Below are 20,630 nucleotides of genomic sequence, written 5' to 3' on the forward strand. Positions count from 1 at the left end.
CACAGATTGCACGGATTTGCGCAGATGTTTGAGTTTTATTTTTGAATTTTAAAATTAATTTAAACGCAAAGATTTTATTTTTAAATCTATGATTTTAGTTATCAAAAGGCAAATAAATTTGCTACGCGAAGCTTGAAAATATAGCTTCATCAAATCAACTTGTTGATTATTCTTAGCTCACTTAAAATTAATTATAATTAAATTAAAACTTTGCGTTAAAGAAAATCTGCGAAAATATTTAAACACAATTAGCACAAATGTTTTCACGAATAAAACACAAAAATCTGTGTAAATCCGTGTAATCTGTGGGAAATAGATAAACAAAAAAAGACCGTCAAAATGACGATCTTCATATAAAATATTTTAATTAGGATTAATTAAAACCCTCAATAATTTTAGAAAAATCTTCAAGCTTCAAAGCAGCTCCACCAATCAAACCACCGTCGATATCCGGTTGAGAGAAAATTTCTTTAGCATTATCCGGTTTTACAGAACCTCCGTAAAGGATAGAAACTTCGTCAGCAACTTCCTGTCCGTATTTTGCAGCGATGATGCTTCTGATGTGAGCGTGGATTTCCTGAGCTTGTTCAGGAGTCGCCGTTTCACCTGTTCCGATTGCCCAAACTGGTTCGTAAGCGATAACTACTTTCTTAATTTCTTCTGCAGAAAGCGTGAAAAGAGCAACTTCAGTTTGGTTTTTAACGACTTCAAAATGTTGTCCCGCTTTTCTTTGTTCCAAAGTTTCACCATTACAGTAAACAGGAATTAAGCCTTTATCCAAAGCCAATTTTACTTTTCTGTTGCAGTGAGAATCTGTTTCACCATGGTATTGTCTTCTTTCAGAATGTCCTATCAATGAACCTGTTGCATCGATTGACTCCAACATATCTACAGAAATTTCTCCTGTATAAGCTCCGCTTTCGTGCTCACTCATGTCCTGAGAAAATACTCCGATTTCATCTTTTTCGAAGATATCTTTTGCCATCATTAAGTATAAAGATGGAGGAGCGATCCAAACCTCACAGTTTGTTGCGTTATTATTTTTATAGCTAAGTAATTGAACCATTAATTGTTGAGCGTCAATTACATTTTTGTTCATTTTCCAGTTTCCTGCAACTATTTTTCTTCTCATAGATCTTATTTTAGAAGTTAGAAGCTAGACTTTAGAAGTTAGAAATTGGCTGTTTCTCATACTAATTTCTAACTTCTACTATCTAATTTCTCAATTAATTATATATTCCAAAGGTTTTTCAAAAGCGTATAGAAAGTGTGTTCCTCATCGGTAACAATATTGTCAGCTTTGATTAATGTTTTTGCAAATTGAATGAAACTCACACGCTCTTCTTCCGTAGAATCGTCGAAGAAACAACGCGCATGAAATTCAAAATGACCTTTCCATTCTTCAGGCTGAAGCAAAGCGATCACTTCAAGTTCATTATCCAAATCCACTTTAAAAGGAAATTCATCGGCTAAATATTGCTGAACAAGCATTCCTTCTTCCGGAGCAAATTCTCCGTCTACAGAGGAAAGGATCATTAATAAGTGATAACCGGCGATCGATTTATTTGATTTTTGCATTAAAGTATGTTTAAAGTTTGGTTTAAATTAAAATTTAATTGACTGCATTTAAAAATAACAATTTATCATTACCCATTTCACAATTAACTATTTCACATAGTCTTTTGCAGGTTGTTTGTCTACAATTTTTCCGTTTTGTAAAATTAAAACAAAAGGGTTGTTTCTTGCAATGGTTTTAATGGCAGTTTCCGTCCATCATCGTATTTTTGATGGTTTTGAAAGTATTTGGCAACGTTGAAACTCCGTACACAACATTAGCGCCCTGAGTCTTGACTTTAGCTTCCACTTGCTTCAGTAATTCAGGGGAAACATCTTGCGGTTGATAAGAGAAAACCAGAATCGCTTTTGGAGCATTGATGATGGATTCAGTCACTTCCAATCCTGTAGGATCTTCGATTTTGAATTTTGCGATTTCAGATTTGTAACCTTGTTTTATCAAAACAGATTCATTTTTTCCTTCCTCAATTTTCCACGGCGAACCTTCTGCCCAATATTTTGTTTCTTTAATATAATCGTCCTGATTGATCTTTAAAACTTCTCCTGTTTTCGAATTTTTAAGAGAATAAAACGTTTTGTATTCAGAAGGATTTTTATTGATTTTTTGTTTTTCTGCCTTTAAATCTGTTCCGATTTTATAATCACGGAAGTCAATAAGCGGTTCGTGAACAATTCCATGAGCTCCAACGAAGATCATTCCGATAAAAAATATAGCTAAAAGAATATATTTAAATTTATTTCCGGTTTCTTTTTTACCACTGTAGCTGTACGCATCTTTCTTCTTAAACTCCTTTCTGTAAAGGATAAATATGAAAATTAATCCTATCAAAAGCACAACATCTTTCACGAAACTCTGCCAAGGCGTGAATTTAATAGCATCTCCAAAACATCCGCAATCCGTCACTACATTGAAATAGGCCGAATAAAACGTGAGAAAACCAAAGAAAATACAAAGCGCAATTAATGCAGAAAGAGTGAATTTAAGTTTTAATTTTATTAAAAGCATAAACCCAAGAACAAGCTCTAAAACCACTACGATAATTGAAAAAAGCAGTGCGAACTTTTCCAGAAATGGCATATTGAAAACATTGGGAGCAAAATATTCTTCCATTTTAAAGGAAAAACCAACCAGATCCACCGCTTTTACAAAACCGGAAAGGATGAAAATGATGGCGATAAGGAAACGTAATAAACCTTTTATCATAGCTAAATTGTTTTGGATTCGATGTTGTTTTCTTTTTCGGAGAATTTAATTAAACAAAAAACGGCATAGTTCAGCATATCAAAATAATTGGCATCCAACCCTTCTGAAACGATGGTAACACCTTGGTTATCTTCAATTTGTTTTGTTCTTAATACTTTCTGATAAATTAAATCTGTGATCGAAGAAATTCTCATATCTCTCCAAGCTTCACCGTAATCATGGTTTTTTCTTTCCATTAAAGCCTGTGTTTCGTTAGAATATTTATCATAAAGACTTAAAATCTCTTCTTTATTTTCGTTAAAATCGTTGGAAAAGCCTTTCTCAAGCTGAATCAGTCCGATGATAGAGTAGTTCACGATGGCAATGAATTCGTCTTCTTCACTTTCGTCCACCATTTTTTTGTCGGTCATCTGCAACGTACGGATTCTGTTGACTTTAATGTAAATCTGATCCGTAATCGAACTTGGTCTCAAAACCCTCCATGCTGCACCGTAATCCTGTAATTTTTTACTAAAAAGTTCACGGCATTCACCAATAATATTCTCGAACTGTACTGACGTTTTTGACATAAATTCTCTTAATCTTTCAAATATACGAAATTTTGTGTTTGAGAGTAGAGGGTTTTTGGGTTGGAGGGTCTGAGAGTGGGAGTGTTTGGCTAAATAGAGCTTTAGTTTTGCGTTTTTTCGAATCTTACCATTCTTTTTTGTTTTATTTTTGTAAAATAAATTTCAATTCATAATTCCAATGTCCAATAAAAGCTCATCAAACAAGGCTCATATTTCCTCAAATTTTCCGATTCCAGCACTCTCAAACACTCAAACACTCAAATCCTCAAACTCTCTCAACTGCAACGGAAGACTGGTCGATTTGTCTGTTCCGAAAATCATGGGAATTCTGAATCTTACGCCCGATTCTTTTTCTGACGGCGGAAAATTTAATAATGAAAAATCAGCGTTGAATCATGCGGGAAAATTATTAAAAGAAGGAGCGGAAATCATCGATATTGGACCTCAATCGACACGTCCGAATGCAGAATTTTTGAGTTTTGAAGAAGAGATTAAGAGAATTGGAAATATCATTTCTTTACTTAAAAAAGAGTTTCCGGAAGCTTTAATTTCTCTGGATACTTTTTATGCTGAAACCGTGAAGTTTGGATTTAATGAAGGAATTGATATTATTAATGATATTTCGGGCGGTAATTTTGATGATAAAATGTTTGGTACAGCCGCAGAAACAAAGCTTCCTTATATTTTAATGCATGTAAATCCTTCGTATGAAACGATGCATGATAAAATAAAATTCGCAGATATTACGCTTTCTGTGAATCAGTATTTTTCTGAAAAAACCAATGAATTATTAGAAAAGGGAGTTCATGATATTATTCTTGATCCCGGTTTCGGTTTCGGAAAAACAGTGGAAGATCAGATGAAAATGATCGATGAAGTAAAATATTTAGGATTTGGAAAATCCCCTTTATTGATCGGGATTTCAAGAAAATCTTTTATTTACAAACCGCTTGGGAAATCTGCTTTGGATATTAATGAAGAAACTCAGAAATTACACCTGAAAGTTTTACAACAGGGAGCAAAAATCTTGAGAGTTCATTATGTTGCGGAAGCTAAGAAAACGGTTGATATATTTAAGAGTGGGAGAGTTTTAGAGTAATAGAGTTTGAGTAGAATCGCTATCACTCTTCACGCTAAAACTCTCCAACATTAATTACCGCTCGATAATTTATCCGCAAATTCTTTTGAAAACTCTTTTCTGTCTTCTTCCATTTTCTCTTTTTCTGCAGGAAGAACATAATTGAAAAGAATCTTGTTTTCATTGTCTAAAAAGATGATTTCTTTTTCGTTTCCATCAATCATTTGGGCAAAAATTTCCCACATCGATGTGTCTTTTAATTTTAATAATTCGAAGAACTGTTCTGCTTGTATTTCTATTTTTTGCATATACTATTTTTATTTTTACAATTGCTCATTACCACTATTTAGAATTCTAATAGTTTTAATTTAAACTGAACGGCAAAGTTCTGCATAAAATTCGGAGTTGTATAATATCCGACTCTGTAAAATAATCCTAAATTAAAGTAAGAGGAAAGGAAATTATTCCATTCTAAGCCAACTTCCTGATACAGATGATTCAAAGGTCGGAATCTGAATTGATGGTATTCCGGATGTGTCATATCTCCGATTGTGCCTCTCAAAACAAAGTCGAAACTTGAAATATTCTGCCCAAAACTTTTAAAATAGAAAGGAACTTTGTGGGTAAAATAATAGGCAACAAATCGGTCGCTATAATATTTTCCGCCCTCCAAAGTGGCAAATCCGAGGAATGAGGTAAGGTTAAAATTAAAATCTCTTCTCGGGGAAGCCAATCCGTTCATTGTAAAGTTTTTCCAGATCGGGGCATCTCCGAAAACCATTCCGCCATATAATCTGAATCCTGTCGTTCCGAATCTTGTTTTAAAATTATGAACGAAAAGCGCATCAAATCGGGTATAATTAAAATCTCCACCAAAAGTTTTGTAGCTCTGTTCGTAATTAAAATACAACTCAGGATATTTCTGATCGATCAGAGATTTCCCTTGCGGCGTCATGATATTCGTTGAATTCGGAGAATATTTTAACGTAAATAACGTGTTGAAATTATCAAAAGCAGGACCTCGGTCTCTGAATGAATAATCGAACATGGCTTCCTCAACATTTCTTCTTGCGGCAAAAACCAGCGTCAAACCATTTGTCACATCATTTAAATAAGACATAGAAACACTTTTGAAATGATAATATCGGTCGTTATTTAAGTTATTTCCAAAATTTGCCATCCTCATTTTGAAATTCCAGAGTCTTCGGTAAAATTCTCCGGAGGCCGTCACATCATCAATATAATCAAGCCTGAAAAAGGAGTTTTTATCAAGTGTTGTCTTAATATCCAAACCGATTCCATACTTCAGTTTATCATCTTTAAAACCGTACGCAAAATAATAATCAGGCGAAAAATAAGGATTAAAAGTCTCATTAAGTTTAGCTTTTAAACCTAACCTGAAACCTTCATAAGAGTTGAAATTCGCGATTTCATCCACCGCAAAATCAACTGCTCCGACTCTTATTTGTCCGTTTAATAAACCAGTTAAAACTCTCGCTTTGGTATCAATATTATAAATTTTTCCAAGGCTATCGATGGTGGTGTACGTATTTTTTTCCCTTTCAGATAACGGATCGGTTCGATATTGATCTAATGTTTTTCCGCCGAGGTTTTTTACCGAAAAAGTATATCCTTTAAAGTCTTTCTGATCATTTTCAATCGGAGATTTATAGTCAAAATATTTTGAAGTGAGGAAAGCATAAGTCCCGAAACTCTGTTTATTTTTTTTCTCATGCTTTTCTTCCGGATGCTCCTTGTCGTCTTCTTCCATCGCCATATTGCTCATCTTCAGTTTTACTGTTTCATCTGCTAAAAACCATTTATTATTGAAGAAAATCCATGTACTTGTGATGATTCCGTCGTTTTTATTTTTACTGAAATTTTCGATTTTTTTGATTCCGTAGGTTTCGGTATCAACATAAATCGCTCCATTGTATTTTCTCTTTTTATCAGCTTTTTTATAATTAACTTCCCTGAAACGAATGACGAAATTTTTTCTTCCGTCCATGGTAATCGTATCCGTTAAAAAGAATCGGTAAAGTCCGCGGTTTTCCTGTTTCAGCTGGGCCGGAAGTTTATCTCTGTTGCTTTGCTGAAGGGCAATCATCTCGTAAATCGGCTGTTTCAGTCCGGAAATTCTGTTGTCGAGAATATTAATTTTTTCCCCGTATTTTTTTGAGTATAAAAACTCCTGAGCTCTTTCCCACAGGAACAATTTGCTCTTTGAAAATATTTTTCGGGCTGAAATATTGTTTAACGAATCTTTTTCTCTCTTCTTCTTGAACATTCCGGTTTCTTCGAAGAATTGGTTGAATTGAGTTATGCTGTCTTCATCAATATCCAGAGAGATTTTTTCGTACGATTTATAAGCGTAAGAATCCAGGGTTTTCGGAGAGTTTTCTCTAAATAACTGATTGACTTTTTTTAATATTTCCAGGGCTCTCGGGTCGCTTTTGTCTTCTATCACAACGCCTTCAATAGAAGCAACTTTCGATTGTGAATAACCAAAAATATACGTCCAGAAAAATATAAATAGTAAAACCCTTTTCATGTGAAAAACTGGGTAAAATTACTGATATTTATTGTCTTAGAAAAGTTTTGTTAATTGATATTAATATCATTTTTAATTGGAATTATCTTTCATAATAAAAGAAAAACTCCCGAAATTTTCAAGAGTTTGATAGATATGTTTACAATAATCAAAATTTATTAAAGAATGTTTAATCTGAACTTTATACCAAAATTATCTTTAAATTGTGATGTTTGGTAATATCCCAGTCTGTAGGAGAAGCCAACTCCGAAATTTCTGCCCAAAAACCGGTTCCATATAAATCCGACTTCCTGATAATAATGATCTAAGACTTGGAATTGGAATTGATGATCTGCACTGTTTTTAAAACCTCCAATTGCCGATTGATACTCAAGTTCGATGTTAGAATATTTTGACCCAAAAGTTTTAAACCTAAACGGTAAATATTGTGAAACTTTAAATCCGACAAATTTATCCGCAAAGAAAGTTCCTGAAGGCATCGTCGCAAATCCTAAGTTGGTGGGAGTATTGATCGCAGAAGACCAGTTATCAGAATTTTGATCTCTCTGACCCGCAATTTCAAAATTCTTCCAGATTGGAGCCGTTCCTGAAGATATTCCTCCGAAAAGCTTGATGTTGGTGAAGCCTAATTTTGATCTGAACTGGTGAATAATTAAGGCGTCCAATCGATGATAATCCAAATCTCCGCCTAAGGTTTTGAATCCTTTTTCGTAATTCATAAAAATCTGAGGATAGCCTTTTTCATAGGTGAATTTTCCGCTTGGCGTCATGATATTTTTGTCATTCGGAGCAAATTTTAATGATAATGTTGCACTGGTATTATCAAAACTGTTCCCAAAATTTTTATACTGATAATCGAAAAGTGCCTCTTGTTTTTCTTTATTCACGGCGATTTTCATGCTTAATGAATTGGAAATATCATAAAGAAATGAAGCTCCCCATTTTTGGTTTTTATAGAAAGTGGCATTGTGAAGATCAAGATTAATGTCGTTTACTTTCATCATCATATCCCACATATTATTGCTGAATCTCCCTGCTGCAAAGACATCGTCTACATAATCAACACGGAAAACAGACGTTCTTTTGGAGGATAATTTAACGTCTAAACCTAAACCGTATTTCCAACGATGATCCTTAAAACCATATCCGAAATAACCATAGGGAGAAAATGTTTTGCTGAATTTCTCGTTCAGTTTCACGCCTGCTCCCAAACGTAAACCTTGGTATTTATCATAACTGAAAAATTTAGTAAGATCAAAATCAATCATTTTATAGCGAAGGTTTCCTCGCAATAATTGCGTCAAAGTATTTAATTTTTTCTCAAAATCATGCTTTTGTACAAAACTGTCGATTTTGGTGTAAGTAGCGCTTTCTCTCGTGGTAAGACTGTCGGTTTCTGTATTGCTGAAGCAAGCTTCCGTCGGAGCTTTTCATTTCAAGAGAATAGCCTTTGAAGTCGGATGCTTTCTGCGCTTCATCGAGTTCAAAATCAAAGAAACGATTTTTTACATACAGATAATTTCCAAAGGTTTTCTTATTGTATTTAGGTTTTTCTCCAGGTTTTAAACTATCTTTTTTAGACGTATTAAAGCTTTGGTCGCCCATTTTTAATTTGATATCTTCATAATCTAAAAACCATTTTTTGTTGATGGGTTTCCAGACAGAAACAATATCACCTTCGTTTCTTTTTTTGTTGGCGCTTTCAAACTTTTTTAAGGCAAAATTTTCTGCATCAATATATATTTTCCCGTTGAATTTTCTCGGATTCTGCTTTTTCTTGTCTGTAATTTCTTTGAACTTAATGACGAACGTTTTTCTGCCGTCAAGCTGTAAAGTATCGGAAAGATAAAAGTTGAAAAACTTCCTGTTTTCCGGTCTCAACTGTCTCGGAGTTCTGTCCAGATTGGAAATATTAATCGCCAAAGCTTCATAAATCGGATTTTTAAAACCCGACATTCTGTTGTCGATGATATTGGTTTTTTCACCGAATTTCTGAGAGAATTTGTATTCCGTTGCTTTTTCCCAAAGAAACATTTGGCTTTGCTCAGTCGCACTCAAAAAATCTTCGTTCGTCAGCGAATCTTTTTTTTCACTTTCTTTTTGTTTAAAATCTTTCTGATCAACTTTTGAAAGTGAATCTTTTCTTGTCGCTAAAAAGTTTTTAAAAGTATCAATAGAATCTTTATCTACGTCGATAGAAAATTTGGTGTAAGATTTAAAATTGTAGGAATCCAGAGATTTCGGAGAGTTTTCTTTGGCTCTTTTATTCACTTCATCCAAAATTTTTAATGCTCGCGGATCACTTTTATCTGTAATGACAACCCTGTCGATATTGTCCATTTTTTCAGACAACGGCTTCATCGATACGTCCATCGATTTTTTTACATCAGCCAAAGCATCTTCAAAATTACTGGCAAGAATTTCAACCTTTTTACATTTTGTTTTAAATGACAAAACACCTTCATGATTGGTTTTTCCGAGCAGATTATCGTCACAATAAACGGCAGCATTCTGAATGGGTTGTTTATTATTTTTGTTGAATACTTTCAGTTGCGTCTGACCGAAAAATAATATCGTAAAAAATAAAAATAACGGAGATAAAAGTTTTGTCATTGAGTTTTTTGTTAATAAGACAAAACTATTGATATGAAAGTTACAAAACCTCAAGAAAAAATATAATCTTTTGTTAAAAATAAAAACCATTGTATATGAAAGTTATATAGTGGTTTTTTTGTTGTTTAATTCTCTTATTTTTGAAAAGTGGGATTTATTTAAGATTTTTAAGGCTTTTGAATTTTCTTTTAATAAATAAATTTAACCTGATTATTAATTTTGTAAACGCCCAATAATCCTTTTGAACCTTTATCTACAATCTTTCTTTTATTGGTTGTTAAATCAATTTTATTAATGTTATAATTACAATCCTGAATATATAAAGAATGATCTAGAGGAAATATTTGATTGCAACCGATATGATCTGTTGTATTGAAATTAAATATTGTCTTATTTCTCTTTTTCTCAATATCAAATTCATTTAACAGAGATTCGTTGGTTTGATAGTATATTTTATTTTGATAAAAAACAGGATCAGCGAAAATATTAAATGATGCGTTTTGTTGAAAGAGTAGTTTTCCCGTTTTGGCTTCCAGTAAAATGATTTCGCTTTTTTCATCATTTTCTTTACTTCCTATGAGAATGTATTTTCCTGCAACAGTAAAATTAGATAATGGAGTTGGATTTTCTTTCCTGCTCCAAACATTTTTGCCTGAAGAAATCTCGTAAGCAGATAAAGATGAACAATTAAAATTAGCGACATAAAAATAATTTTCATCAAAACCAACAGGTCGTGGAGCATCATCAACCAGACAATCCTTATCAGAACGAAGTAATAATTCGTACATTACTTTTCCTGTATTTGAGTTGATGGCAACTAAACCATATACATTAATACTTGCGATAATAACATCATTTTTTACGATTTGAAATTCTCTTATTCTGCCTTTAGTAGATGATTTCCAGATGATTTTTTGGGTTTTATAATCAATACAAGTAAATGTATGATTTGATTCTGGGAAATATAATTTGTCTTGATATATTCTTGGCTCAGTAAAGCAATTATCTGTAATTTTTGTTGAGAAAATTGTTTTATTGGTTTTTAAATCTTCTACTTTTATTGCATAGTTATTGTCTTCCCAATAAGAATAGACGAGTAGATTATTTTTAGCATTAATATTTGCAATGAGAGCATGACGTTTGTCGTAATCTATAGTTTTTGCTTCTTTACAAGAAAGTAGAAGTGAGAAAAATAATAAAAACCAAACCTTTGTCATTGTGTTTTTTATAATGATAAACCAATATAAATAAAATATTCCGTTAAAAATAAAAAGCAGCTGTTAAAAAACAACTGCTTTATTATGTTTGATTTAATTATAAAAATTAAATATTCAAAGCCTTCTGATAAGCATTTTCCAAGCCATCAAGATTTTTTCCTCCTGCTGTTGCGAAACCCGGGTTTCCGCCACCGCCGCCTTGGATTTCTTTTGCTAAATCTTTAATGAGTGCTCCAGCCTGATAAATTCCTGCTAAATCATCGGAAACGCCAACAGTAATCATTGGTTTTCCGTCTGCGTCGGACAGAATAACCGTAATGGAAGTCGGAATTTCTCGCTTCAACTGGAAGACAATATCTTTTACCGAACCGGCATCCAAAGAAGTTCTCTTTACTAAAAGTAATTTGTCTCCTTTTTGCTCGTAAGCTCCTTTCCAATCACCAATTTCGCCTTTTGCTTTTTCTTTTTTGAATGCTTCAACTTCCGCTTTTAAGGAAGAATTTTCTTCAATTAATTTTTCGATAGATCTTACAACATCTTTAGATTTTAACAATTGAGAAAGCTCAATGATCTGTTTTTCTAAATTTTTGAAATATTCCTCAGATTTATCTCCTGAAATCGCTTCAATCCTTCTGATTCCCGCTGCTGCAGAACTTTCTGAATTGATTTTGAAATGACCGATCTCGCTGGTGCTTTTCACGTGAGTTCCACCGCAAAGTTCTTTCGAACTTCCAAACTGGATCATTCTAACGTTGTCACCATATTTTTCACCAAATAAAGCCATTGCACCTTTGTCAATCGCTTCTTTGATCGGGATATTTCTGAATTCCTGCAATGCAATGCTTTCTTTGATTTTTGCATTCACTTTTTCTTCAATCAAAGCCAATTCTTCCTCCGTCATTTTATTGAAATGAGAGAAGTCAAAACGAAGATAATCAGGACCAACGTACGAACCTTTCTGTTCAACATGAGTTCCTAAAACATCTCTCAAAGCCTCATGTAACAAGTGAGTTACAGAGTGATTTGCCTGAGAATTTTTTCTGTCGGTTGCATCTACTTTAGCATAAAAAAGTGCTCCTGCATCTTTCGGAAGACCGTTGATTAAAGAAATAATTAATCCGTTTTCCTTTTTAGTTTCTAATACTTCGAAGCTTTCCGTAGCATTTTCAAGGACACCTTTATCACCAACTTGTCCACCACCTTCTGGATAGAAAGGAGAGTTGCTTAATACAACCTGATAAAATTCGCCGTCTTTATTTTCTACTTTTCTGTATCTTGTAATGTAGGTTTCCGCTTCGATTTGGTCGTAACCCACGAATTTTTCTTCTCTTTCTTCTAAGTTTACCCAGTCGTATACTTTTTGTTCAGAATCACCTCTAGAACGGTCTTTTTGCTTTTGCATTTCTTCAGCAAAACCTTGTTCATCAATCGTCAATCCTTTTTCTTCAGCAATGATTCGTGATAAATCTGCAGGAAATCCGTGTGTATCATATAATTCAAAAACCAAATTCCCCGGAACAATCGTTTCTCCTTTGTTTTGGGTGTCTTTGATGATGTTGTTAATTCTAATTAACCCATTTTCGATCTTATTAAGAAAAGATTCTTCCTCACTTTTGATAACTTCTGTTACCAAATTTCCTTGCTTCTCCAACTCAGGGAAGAATGCTCCCATTTGATTCTGAAGAACAGCTACCAACTGATAAAGGAAAGGCTCTTTCATATCTAAGAATCTGTAAGAATAAGAAATTCCTCTTCTTAAAATTCTTCGGATTACGTAACCAGCTCCTCCGTTTGAAGGCAATTGTCCGTCTGCAATCGCAAACGAAACCGCTCTGATGTGATCTACCACCACACGAATTGCAATATCTTTTTCGTCTTCTAAAATTCCTGTATATTTTTTACCTGAAAGTTCTTCAACTTTAGCAATTAAAGGCGTGAAAACATCGGTGTCATAATTGGAAGATTTCCCTTGAAGCGCCATACAAAGACGTTCGAAGCCCATTCCTGTGTCCACGTGTTGAGCAGGAAGTTTTTCCAACGATTTGTCAGCTTTTCTGTTGAATTCCATGAAAACCAGATTCCAGACTTCTACCACTTGAGGATGGTCGTTATTTACCAATTCAAGTCCTGAAACTTTAGCTTTTTCTTCTTCAGATCTTATGTCAATATGAATTTCAGAACACGGTCCACACGGTCCGCTTTCACCCATTTCCCAGAAATTATCTTTCTTATTTCCGTTGATAATTCTGTCTTCAGAAATGTGAGATTTCCAGAAATCATAGGCATCCTGATCTCTTTCAAGATTTTCAGAAGCGTCTCCTTCAAAAATTGTTACGTATAAATTTTCTTTCGGAATTCCGTACACTTCCGTCAATAATTCCCAGGCAAAAGCAATAGCATCTTTCTTAAAATAATCACCAAAAGACCAGTTTCCCAACATTTCAAACATGGTGTGGTGGTAAGTATCTCTACCTACATCATCCAAATCATTATGCTTCCCAGAAACTCTCAGACACTTTTGTGTATCGGCAATTCTTGGGGCGGTAGGCGTTTTGTAGCCTAAGAAAAAATCTTTGAACTGCGTCATTCCAGAGTTGGAAAACATTAAAGTAGGGTCGTCTTTCAGCACAATTGGCGCCGAAGGAACGATAAGGTGGTCTTTACTTTTAAAATAATCTAAAAATTTCTGACGTATCTCTTGTGATGTCATCATGATATATATTGCTTTGCTTTTTACAAATTTTCGATAAGATGCAAATTTAAGATTTTTAGCTGATTTTGGGATAATTAATGTTATGTTTTGAATGATGTTAAATGCAAAGATGTTAAGATAATTTAAATTGATTGATTTTTTCGTGTGCAATGGCGCTTCACTCAGCAATTGTTCGGTATTGTTCGGATCGTCAAACTTGTACGATAATTCATAATTCCTCATTGATAATTTATAGTTTTTCCAGAAGCTATTTTCCAGTTTCTGCACTCGCTATTTTTTTGTGTTTTTCCGTTTAACTTATTATCTTCGCTATAATCTGATATAAAGTCAGATTTAAATAAAAAAAACGAAAAGGATGAAGAATGATGTGATAAAAAACTGGGTAGAACAATACTCCGAACCTCTTTTAAGAAGGGCTGTTTATGTGCTTTCGGACAAGATTGAAGCGGAAGATATCGTTCAGGAAGTTTTTATTTCTGCGTTTTCGTCTTATGATTCTTTTGAAGGGAAAAGTAAACCTTTAACTTGGCTTTATACGATTCTGAATTACAAGGTTGCCGATTTTTACCGGAAAAAATATAAAACCGAACCCGAAATCAGGCTTGATCATTTTTTTGATGAAAATGGATCATGGAGGAATAATGATGTCTTGACTGATTGGGATGCCTCCAACAAAGAATCTGAACTTTTGGATGATGATGATTTTAATAAAACGTTGGAAGAATGTCTTGAAGATTTGCCTTCCAGATGGAAAATTCCTATGAAAATGTATTATCTTGAAGAAAAAAAAGCACCGGAAGTCAGTCAGGAATTAAATATTTCTACGACTAATCTTTGGAAGATTCTGCAAAGAAGTCGAATGCAGCTTAGAGAATGTCTGGATTTTAACTGGTTTGCAAAATCGTAATAAATTAAAAAATGTTGAAAAGACTTATTCATATTATATTTTTACCGTGTAGTGAAGCGACCTTGCTCATGGAAAAAAGAAATGCCGATTCCATTTCTCCAAAAGAGGACTGGAAGCTCTCTATGCACCTGAAAATCTGCAAATGGTGCAGAGCTTACAAAAAGAAACTGGAAATATTGGATGATATTTTAAAAAGAAAGCTTTTTAAAGAAGAAAATATTCAAATTAATGATTCTGAAATTCAGGGTTTTAAAGATAAAGTAATTAAAAAATTAGATATTTAGAAAAGACTTTGTCAGGATTTTGAAATTGTTCCGACTATACTTTTGAAAATAACAAAGTATTAATTCAAAATCTTAAAAAAATGAACGGAACTACAGAACTTAGCAAAAAATTATCAACGTACACATTAGGATATTATATCTCGCTTTTCGGAGCGGCTATTATCTTACTTTGGATCGGAATTTTCAAATTTACGCCCACCGAAGCCGCCGGAATAAAAAACTTGGTAGAAAACCACTTTCTCACTTTTTTCGTATATAATATGGTAAGCGTCCAAGCGGTGTCAAATGCTATCGGAGCGATAGAAATTATCATTGCATTACTTCTCATATTTAGTGTGAAATTTGCATTCTTAAGAAGATACGCAGCAATCGGAATGATCGTGACTTTCCTTACTACTTTGAGTTACTTATTTACAACTCCCGGAATCTGGAAAGTGGTGGACGGAATTCCTATAACAGACTTTTTTATTTTAAAAGATTTAATGCTTTTAGGATTCGGATTAATGATACTTCAAAATGATAAAAAATGAATACAAATAAAAAGATAAAAATGAAAAATATATTAATATTACTCGGAATGATTCTGGGAATAGGAGTATTTGCAAGAAGTTGTGGAGATTCTAAAATGAAATCCACGGAAACTAAAAAAGAAAATGAGACCATTATGGACAGTAAAAATGTAAAAGAAGTTTATTTTGCAGGCGGATGTTTTTGGGGAACAGAGCACTTTTTTCAACAGATTCGCGGTGTTGTAGGTACAGAAGTTGGGTATGCCAACGGAAACAAAAACAACCCTACTTATGAAGAAGTAGTAAGCCATGGAACAGGTTTTGCGGAAACAGTAAAAGTAAAATATGATCCTGAACAGGTGGATCTGAAACTTCTGATAGATTTATATTTTAAAACAATTGATCCTACAAGTCTGAACCAACAAGGAAATGACAGAGGAGATCAATACAGAACGGGGATTTATTCTACAGATAAAGCTACAGAAGCTATTATAAAAGAAGAAGTTCAGAAATTAGCTAAAAATTTCAGTAAGCCGGTTGTCGTAGAAACAATTCCGTTGAAGAATTTCTACAAAGCAGAAGATTATCATCAGGATTATTTGGATAAAAATCCGGGAGGGTATTGTCACATCGAGCCGGGACTTTTTGAAATGGCGAAAAACGCAAACCCGCTTCCTAAAAAAGAGACTAAAGAAATGAAATATAAAAAACAGGATAAAGCAGTTTTAAAAGAAAAACTGACTGCAGAACAATATCGAGTGACGCAGGAAAATGCAACGGAAATGCCTCATAGTAATGCATATGACAAAGAATTTCGTGAAGGAATTTATGTAGATATTACAACAGGTGAACCGTTATTTATCTCAACAGATAAATTCGAATCTGGTTGTGGATGGCCAAGTTTTTCGAAACCTATTTCTAAAAAAGTGGTTGACGAAAAATTAGATAAATCAGCAGGAATGACAAGAGTAGAGGTAAGAAGTAAAACCGGAGATGCCCATTTGGGACACGTTTTCAATGACGGACCGGCGGATAAAGGTGGACTTCGTTACTGTATCAACAGTGCTTCGCTGAAGTTTGTACCAAAAGCTGATATGCAAAAAGAAGGGTACGGAGAATATATTTCTCTGCTAGATAAAAAATAAGTATTAAGTGAGGTGATTGAAAGGACTGTCGAAAGACAGTCTTTTTTTTGTTTTTAAATTATCAATTCGCTGTCATTCAGAACAAAGCAAGAATCTATTTTAATAATGAAATCTTTGCAGTTGAAATCTTTCTTTAATGCTCAACATTGAAATATTTAAAAACAATAAAAAGCCAAAAATGATGTAATATGTTTGATTGGGAACATGATTTATATAAGTTTCAGGTTTAATTAAATTCAAAGTAGCTTCTTTAAAATCGTCCATATAAACTATGCATCCTCCAATTACATCGGAAGCTTTTTCAATCCTATTGGGATCTTTATAAAAATGAATTGCAAAAAAATGATCGGTTTTTCCAACATCAACACCATAAGATTCCTGATTTGCGAGTTTCATGGCGTCTATTAATGCAACAAAATCCGGATAATTGTTTTTATCACCAATTACAAACTCAATTCCGGTTTCTTTTTCATTTCTTGCCTGAAGTTTTTTCAATTCTGAGACATAATATTGTTGGTTTTTAACTGCCGTATTGGGTTCTACAACAATTTTTTTATAATTCCAGTTTCTTAAAGGCTCAAGAGAATATTTATAAGTATCTTTTGTTAACTTGGGAGGAATTCCCAAATCCACAACCGTATATTGAGGGTGAACTCTCTGATTTCCATAATACCAAAACAAAATCGGAATCAACAAAGCACTTATCAATCCCGGAACGTAATAAATTTTCTTCATCAATATTATTTTAACCAGTTTGAATGAAAATTTTAAGCCAAAAAAAGTGATCCGAAACCGAACCACTTAATTTTATAATAAATATGTTTAAACTTTTATTGAAAATTTATAACTCTTTTTTATTGGAAATCATTGTGACAAAAGATTTTCAGCAAGTTTTATCGTTGTGAAATTTTATCACAGATAAAATCCTTGCGTCTTAAAACATTGTTATACATATTATTTTGCGCCTTTGCGATTTCCAACAATCAAATAAAAATTTAAACAGGTTTACTATTTAAATTCTTTATAAAATCTACCAATCTCTTTTTCTCAAAATCCAATACGACCCGAAGATGAAAATCGCACACCAAACCAGACAAGCAATCATACTTTCTGTAGGGTAGTGGAATTCATATTTCATTCCCATCATTTTTGCCATATTCAGTCTCATCATTGGGTTAGGAATAAGGCTCGACATACTTTCTAACGGTAAAAGGTGAGTGACAAAAAAGTCGTTTTGCAATACCTGATTTCTTTGTTCGCCCTGCATTCCGCTTACTTTTGTGTAGACTTCTACGGCAGATAGAATACCTTCACCGATCCAGAAAACAAAAAGAGCAAGAAATACGAAAACAGATTTTCTTAATAAAATAGAAAGAAACATCAGGAAACAGAAGAATGTAAACAGTTTTACAAAGTAATTTCCGATAAAGAAAACCTCTTGAAAGGCCTTTGCAGAATCAGTTACTTTAGAATATTGATATCCCAAAAACATGGTGATCGCAAATACAACGATGGTAGAAACAATAGTGAAAATGCTTATCGTTAATAGTTTTGAAGTGATAAATTCTTTTCTGCTTAATCCGTCGATCGTATTTTGTTTAAACATTCGGTTACTGAATTCCTGCGAAATCGAGAAAACAATGATTAACCCTAAGAAAATCTTCAGTAAAGCAACAATGTATGTTGTGAAATTCCAGATTTCCGGGAAATTGTAAATACCTTCTTCTTTAAGATTGATTTTTCCTCCGAAAATATCAAAATCAATCAATCCAATGAAAAGCAATGCAATAAGAATCGCAAAATAAAGTATCGTGAAAACCTTGAATGGTGTATAATTCAGGTTTTTGTAATATTCTAGTTTTAATAATTTTATCATGATTAGTTCGTGTTTTTTACAAGTTCAAGGAATTGAGATTCTAGAGACAGTTTTTTCTTCGTTAAATGTGATAAGAAAATACCTTTCTCAGCTAGTTTCTGATTCAGAGCTGAAGCCGAAATCGATGCATCATCGCGAATTTGGGCTTTCAAAATATCACCATCCTGTTTTACTGAAGTAAACCATTGAAGTTCTTCTAATGCGCTTAGAAGTAAAGGATTATTATCTGCTTTTAATTCGAAATAGCCATTATTTGCCGTTATTTCGTCCACTCTTCCACAATATAAAGAAGTTCCTTCTTTTAAAACAATTACGTGGCTGCATATTTTCTCGATTTCATCCAAAAGGTGACTCGCGATAATGATCGTAATGCCTTGTTTTGCAATATTATTGATGATTTCACGGATCTGGATAATTCCTTCCGGATCAAGTCCGTTTGTTGGTTCATCAAGAATCATAACTTCAGGATTATTCAGCATTGCAGATGCGATCGCCAAACGTTGTTTCATCCCCAAAGAAAAGGTTTTGAAGGTGTCTTTTTTTCTTTCGAAAAGATTAACGGTTTTCAATACCTCGTCAATTCTTGCATAAGGAGCTCCTTTAATTTCGGCAACGATTTTTAAGTTCGTTTCGGCGCTCAAATAAGGATAGAAATTCGGTTGTTCGATAATTGCCCCGATTTTTTTCAATGTATCGGGATCGGTTCCTTTTTTCCCAAACCAATACCATTCTCCGCTTGTAGGGTTGATTGTTGAAAGCAACATTCCGAAAGTTGTGGATTTTCCGCTTCCGTTCGGTCCCAAAAGTCCGTATACGTTTCCTTTTTCGACGTCAAAAGAGATATTGTCTACAACAACTCTTTTAAATTTTTTCGTCAGATTCTTTACTGATAAAATCTTTTCCATGTAATTTGTTTTACATAGTAGTAGTCCATATAATTTACAAAATGTTACAAATTATATTATAAATCAACAAATTTTAATATTTAAAAATGTTAAATTTGATAGAATTAATCGGTTATTTATGAAGTTAATTGATCTGGCAAAAGAACTGAATGTTTCTGCCGAAGCTCTAAAACAATTTATCCAGGATTTTGATCTTGAATTGGTTCAATGCGTGAGTACAAATTTTGAAATCAAGAAAGATTTTGAAAAGTTTGCCCGTGAAAATATTGATTTTTTAAAGCTGTATGAAAAAGATTTAGATAAGACCAAAACACTCGAACAAATCGCAGAAACCATTAATCAGCCGAAAGAAAAAGTAGAAAAGGCAATTAAGGAAAATAACCCGAATATTTTTGACAACGGATTTTTTAAATCTTCCATTTCAAGCTATGGAATTGATAATAAATTAGGCGGAAATTACCAATTTGTCTATGATTATTTCGGGCATAAAACCAGTCTTCAGAAAAGAGATTTCATTGGCTACAGAGACTTGTTTTTCTATATTTCAAGCGTGTTGGAACCGTTTTTAAATCCGCAGCAAATTAAAGATTGGGGAATTAATAAACCTGCAGGAATTATTTTGTACGGACCTCCCGGAAGCGGAAAAATTTTCTGGGCCAATAAAATTGCGGAAATCATCGGGTATAAATTTAAAGAAGTTAAAAAACATTCTCTCGGAACTTCTTTTGTTGATGGAAATGAAACCAACTTCAATGATTTTTTGATGTCGGTAATGAAAGAAGACAAAGTTTTGATGTTTTTAGATGATTTTGATGAAATTATGATGGCGAGAAAAGCCGAAAATAATGTGGCTTCATGCAATCTCGAAACACAGGAAATTATTCTTCATTATATCTCAAAATTTGAGCAGGAAAACTTGTTGATGATCGGTTCGGCGAATTCTGTGGCAGAAATTGATGAAGAAATTCTGGCTCCCGGAAGATTCGATGTGATGATTCCTGTTTTCCCGCCAAATCATGGGGAAAGATCAGAAATTATCCTGTATTCAATGATCCGAAATCTTGAAGAAGATTCTCTTTTATATAAAATTTTAAGGAATAATAAAGCGGATAAAGTTCCTTTCTGGCACGACGTTTCTTCGCAAATGAAGGTTTTCAGCAATACGATGCTGATTGATTTTACCCAAAGCCTGAAAAAGAGAATCAAAAACCTGTATCAAAAAACGAAAAATGAAAATCTTAAAATCGATAAAACCCTTTTAAACGGAGCTTTGAGAGATGCTAAAGCAAAGCTGACAGAAGAATATCTGGATCAGATTGCAAGATTTTTGGGTGATGTTATTATCAATAATTTTGATCAGTTTCAATATCGGGTTCAAAGTTTAAAAGCCGAATTAGATTCTTACAGAGTTGTGGAAGAACCAAGACGGGAAATCGGTTTTCAGCATAATGAAGAAGAAGGAAAAAGTCAAGGATAAAGAATTA

18 protein-coding genes and 1 pseudogene are annotated in these 20,630 nt (G+C 33.5%); 6 read left to right on the forward strand and 13 right to left on the reverse strand.

What is annotated here, in order from left to right; genetic code table 11:
- Nucleotides 1-373: 373 nt before the first annotated feature.
- From tpiA to J3D55_RS08450, 4 genes and pseudogenes are all read right to left on the reverse strand, one after another.
- The gene (gene tpiA / locus J3D55_RS08435; protein WP_259130335.1) at nucleotides 374-1,132 is read right to left on the reverse strand and encodes a triose-phosphate isomerase; all 759 of its coding nucleotides are present in this window, start codon (nucleotides 1,130-1,132) and stop codon (nucleotides 374-376) included.
- 98 nt (nucleotides 1,133-1,230) lie between these two features.
- The gene (locus J3D55_RS08440; RefSeq protein WP_259130337.1) at nucleotides 1,231-1,578 is read right to left on the reverse strand and encodes a tellurite resistance TerB family protein; all 348 of its coding nucleotides are present in this window, start codon (nucleotides 1,576-1,578) and stop codon (nucleotides 1,231-1,233) included.
- An 87-nt stretch (nucleotides 1,579-1,665) separates the two neighbouring features.
- Nucleotides 1,666-2,779 (reverse strand): annotated as a pseudogene (locus tag J3D55_RS08445) (BT_3928 family protein).
- Nucleotides 2,780-2,781: 2 nt separating this feature from the next.
- Nucleotides 2,782-3,348: a DUF1599 domain-containing protein gene (locus J3D55_RS08450; protein WP_259130338.1), complete on the reverse strand. Its 567-nt coding sequence runs from the start codon at nucleotides 3,346-3,348 to the stop codon at nucleotides 2,782-2,784.
- Between the two features lie 319 nt (nucleotides 3,349-3,667).
- Between J3D55_RS08450 and folP the strand changes: the two genes are divergently transcribed.
- On the forward strand, nucleotides 3,668-4,447 hold the full coding sequence (gene folP, locus J3D55_RS08455; protein ID WP_259135059.1) for a dihydropteroate synthase: 780 nt from the start codon (nucleotides 3,668-3,670) through the stop codon (nucleotides 4,445-4,447).
- Nucleotides 4,448-4,497: 50 nt separating this feature from the next.
- On the opposite strand, the gene J3D55_RS08460 is transcribed toward folP, so the two are convergent.
- The 6 genes from J3D55_RS08460 to alaS form a co-directional block, all read right to left on the reverse strand.
- On the reverse strand, nucleotides 4,498-4,734 hold the full coding sequence (locus J3D55_RS08460; protein ID WP_259130341.1) for a hypothetical protein: 237 nt from the start codon (nucleotides 4,732-4,734) through the stop codon (nucleotides 4,498-4,500).
- Nucleotides 4,735-4,772: 38 nt separating this feature from the next.
- A complete protein-coding gene (locus tag J3D55_RS08465; RefSeq protein ID WP_259130342.1) occupies nucleotides 4,773-6,977 on the reverse strand; it encodes a hypothetical protein in 2,205 nt (734 codons plus the stop codon).
- Between the two features lie 158 nt (nucleotides 6,978-7,135).
- Nucleotides 7,136-8,281 (reverse strand): hypothetical protein, encoded by a 1,146-nt coding sequence (locus tag J3D55_RS08470; RefSeq protein WP_510185682.1) that lies wholly within the window; start codon nucleotides 8,279-8,281, stop codon nucleotides 7,136-7,138.
- 22 nt (nucleotides 8,282-8,303) lie between these two features.
- On the reverse strand, nucleotides 8,304-9,590 hold the full coding sequence (locus J3D55_RS08475) for a hypothetical protein (RefSeq protein ID WP_259130345.1): 1,287 nt from the start codon (nucleotides 9,588-9,590) through the stop codon (nucleotides 8,304-8,306).
- A 188-nt stretch (nucleotides 9,591-9,778) separates the two neighbouring features.
- Nucleotides 9,779-10,807 (reverse strand): outer membrane protein assembly factor BamB family protein, encoded by a 1,029-nt coding sequence (locus J3D55_RS08480; protein WP_259130346.1) that lies wholly within the window; start codon nucleotides 10,805-10,807, stop codon nucleotides 9,779-9,781.
- 106 nt (nucleotides 10,808-10,913) lie between these two features.
- Nucleotides 10,914-13,517, reverse strand: a complete 2,604-nt coding sequence (gene alaS, locus J3D55_RS08485) for an alanine--tRNA ligase (RefSeq protein ID WP_259135063.1) — start codon at nucleotides 13,515-13,517, stop codon at nucleotides 10,914-10,916.
- A 358-nt stretch (nucleotides 13,518-13,875) separates the two neighbouring features.
- Here alaS and J3D55_RS08490 point away from each other — a divergent pair, with 358 nt between their 5' ends.
- The 4 genes from J3D55_RS08490 to msrB all read left to right on the forward strand — a co-directional run bounded on the left by J3D55_RS08490 (nucleotide 13,876) and on the right by msrB (nucleotide 16,365).
- The gene (locus tag J3D55_RS08490) at nucleotides 13,876-14,427 is read left to right on the forward strand and encodes a sigma-70 family RNA polymerase sigma factor (protein WP_259130348.1); all 552 of its coding nucleotides are present in this window, start codon (nucleotides 13,876-13,878) and stop codon (nucleotides 14,425-14,427) included.
- A gap of 11 nt (nucleotides 14,428-14,438) precedes the next feature.
- On the forward strand, nucleotides 14,439-14,711 hold the full coding sequence (locus J3D55_RS08495) for a hypothetical protein (protein ID WP_259130350.1): 273 nt from the start codon (nucleotides 14,439-14,441) through the stop codon (nucleotides 14,709-14,711).
- A gap of 80 nt (nucleotides 14,712-14,791) precedes the next feature.
- A complete protein-coding gene (locus tag J3D55_RS08500) occupies nucleotides 14,792-15,241 on the forward strand; it encodes a DUF417 family protein (RefSeq protein ID WP_259130353.1) in 450 nt (149 codons plus the stop codon).
- A gap of 20 nt (nucleotides 15,242-15,261) precedes the next feature.
- The gene (gene msrB / locus J3D55_RS08505) at nucleotides 15,262-16,365 is read left to right on the forward strand and encodes a peptide-methionine (R)-S-oxide reductase MsrB (RefSeq protein ID WP_259130356.1); all 1,104 of its coding nucleotides are present in this window, start codon (nucleotides 15,262-15,264) and stop codon (nucleotides 16,363-16,365) included.
- Between the two features lie 99 nt (nucleotides 16,366-16,464).
- Here the strand turns inward: msrB and J3D55_RS08510 are convergent, their stop codons facing one another.
- The 3 genes from J3D55_RS08510 to J3D55_RS08520 form a co-directional block, all read right to left on the reverse strand.
- Nucleotides 16,465-17,100: a hypothetical protein gene (locus J3D55_RS08510; RefSeq protein ID WP_259130358.1), complete on the reverse strand. Its 636-nt coding sequence runs from the start codon at nucleotides 17,098-17,100 to the stop codon at nucleotides 16,465-16,467.
- Between the two features lie 295 nt (nucleotides 17,101-17,395).
- Nucleotides 17,396-18,241 (reverse strand): ABC transporter permease, encoded by an 846-nt coding sequence (locus J3D55_RS08515; RefSeq protein ID WP_259130360.1) that lies wholly within the window; start codon nucleotides 18,239-18,241, stop codon nucleotides 17,396-17,398.
- A 2-nt stretch (nucleotides 18,242-18,243) separates the two neighbouring features.
- Entirely contained in the window at nucleotides 18,244-19,146 is a 903-nt protein-coding gene (locus J3D55_RS08520) for an ABC transporter ATP-binding protein (RefSeq protein ID WP_259130361.1), read from the reverse strand.
- 118 nt (nucleotides 19,147-19,264) lie between these two features.
- Between J3D55_RS08520 and J3D55_RS08525 the strand changes: the two genes are divergently transcribed.
- A complete protein-coding gene (locus J3D55_RS08525; protein WP_259130363.1) occupies nucleotides 19,265-20,623 on the forward strand; it encodes an ATP-binding protein in 1,359 nt (452 codons plus the stop codon).
- Nucleotides 20,624-20,630: the final 7 nt, after the last annotated feature.

Source organism: Chryseobacterium ginsenosidimutans, assembly GCF_024807225.1.
GTDB lineage: Bacteria > Bacteroidota > Bacteroidia > Flavobacteriales > Weeksellaceae > Chryseobacterium > Chryseobacterium ginsenosidimutans.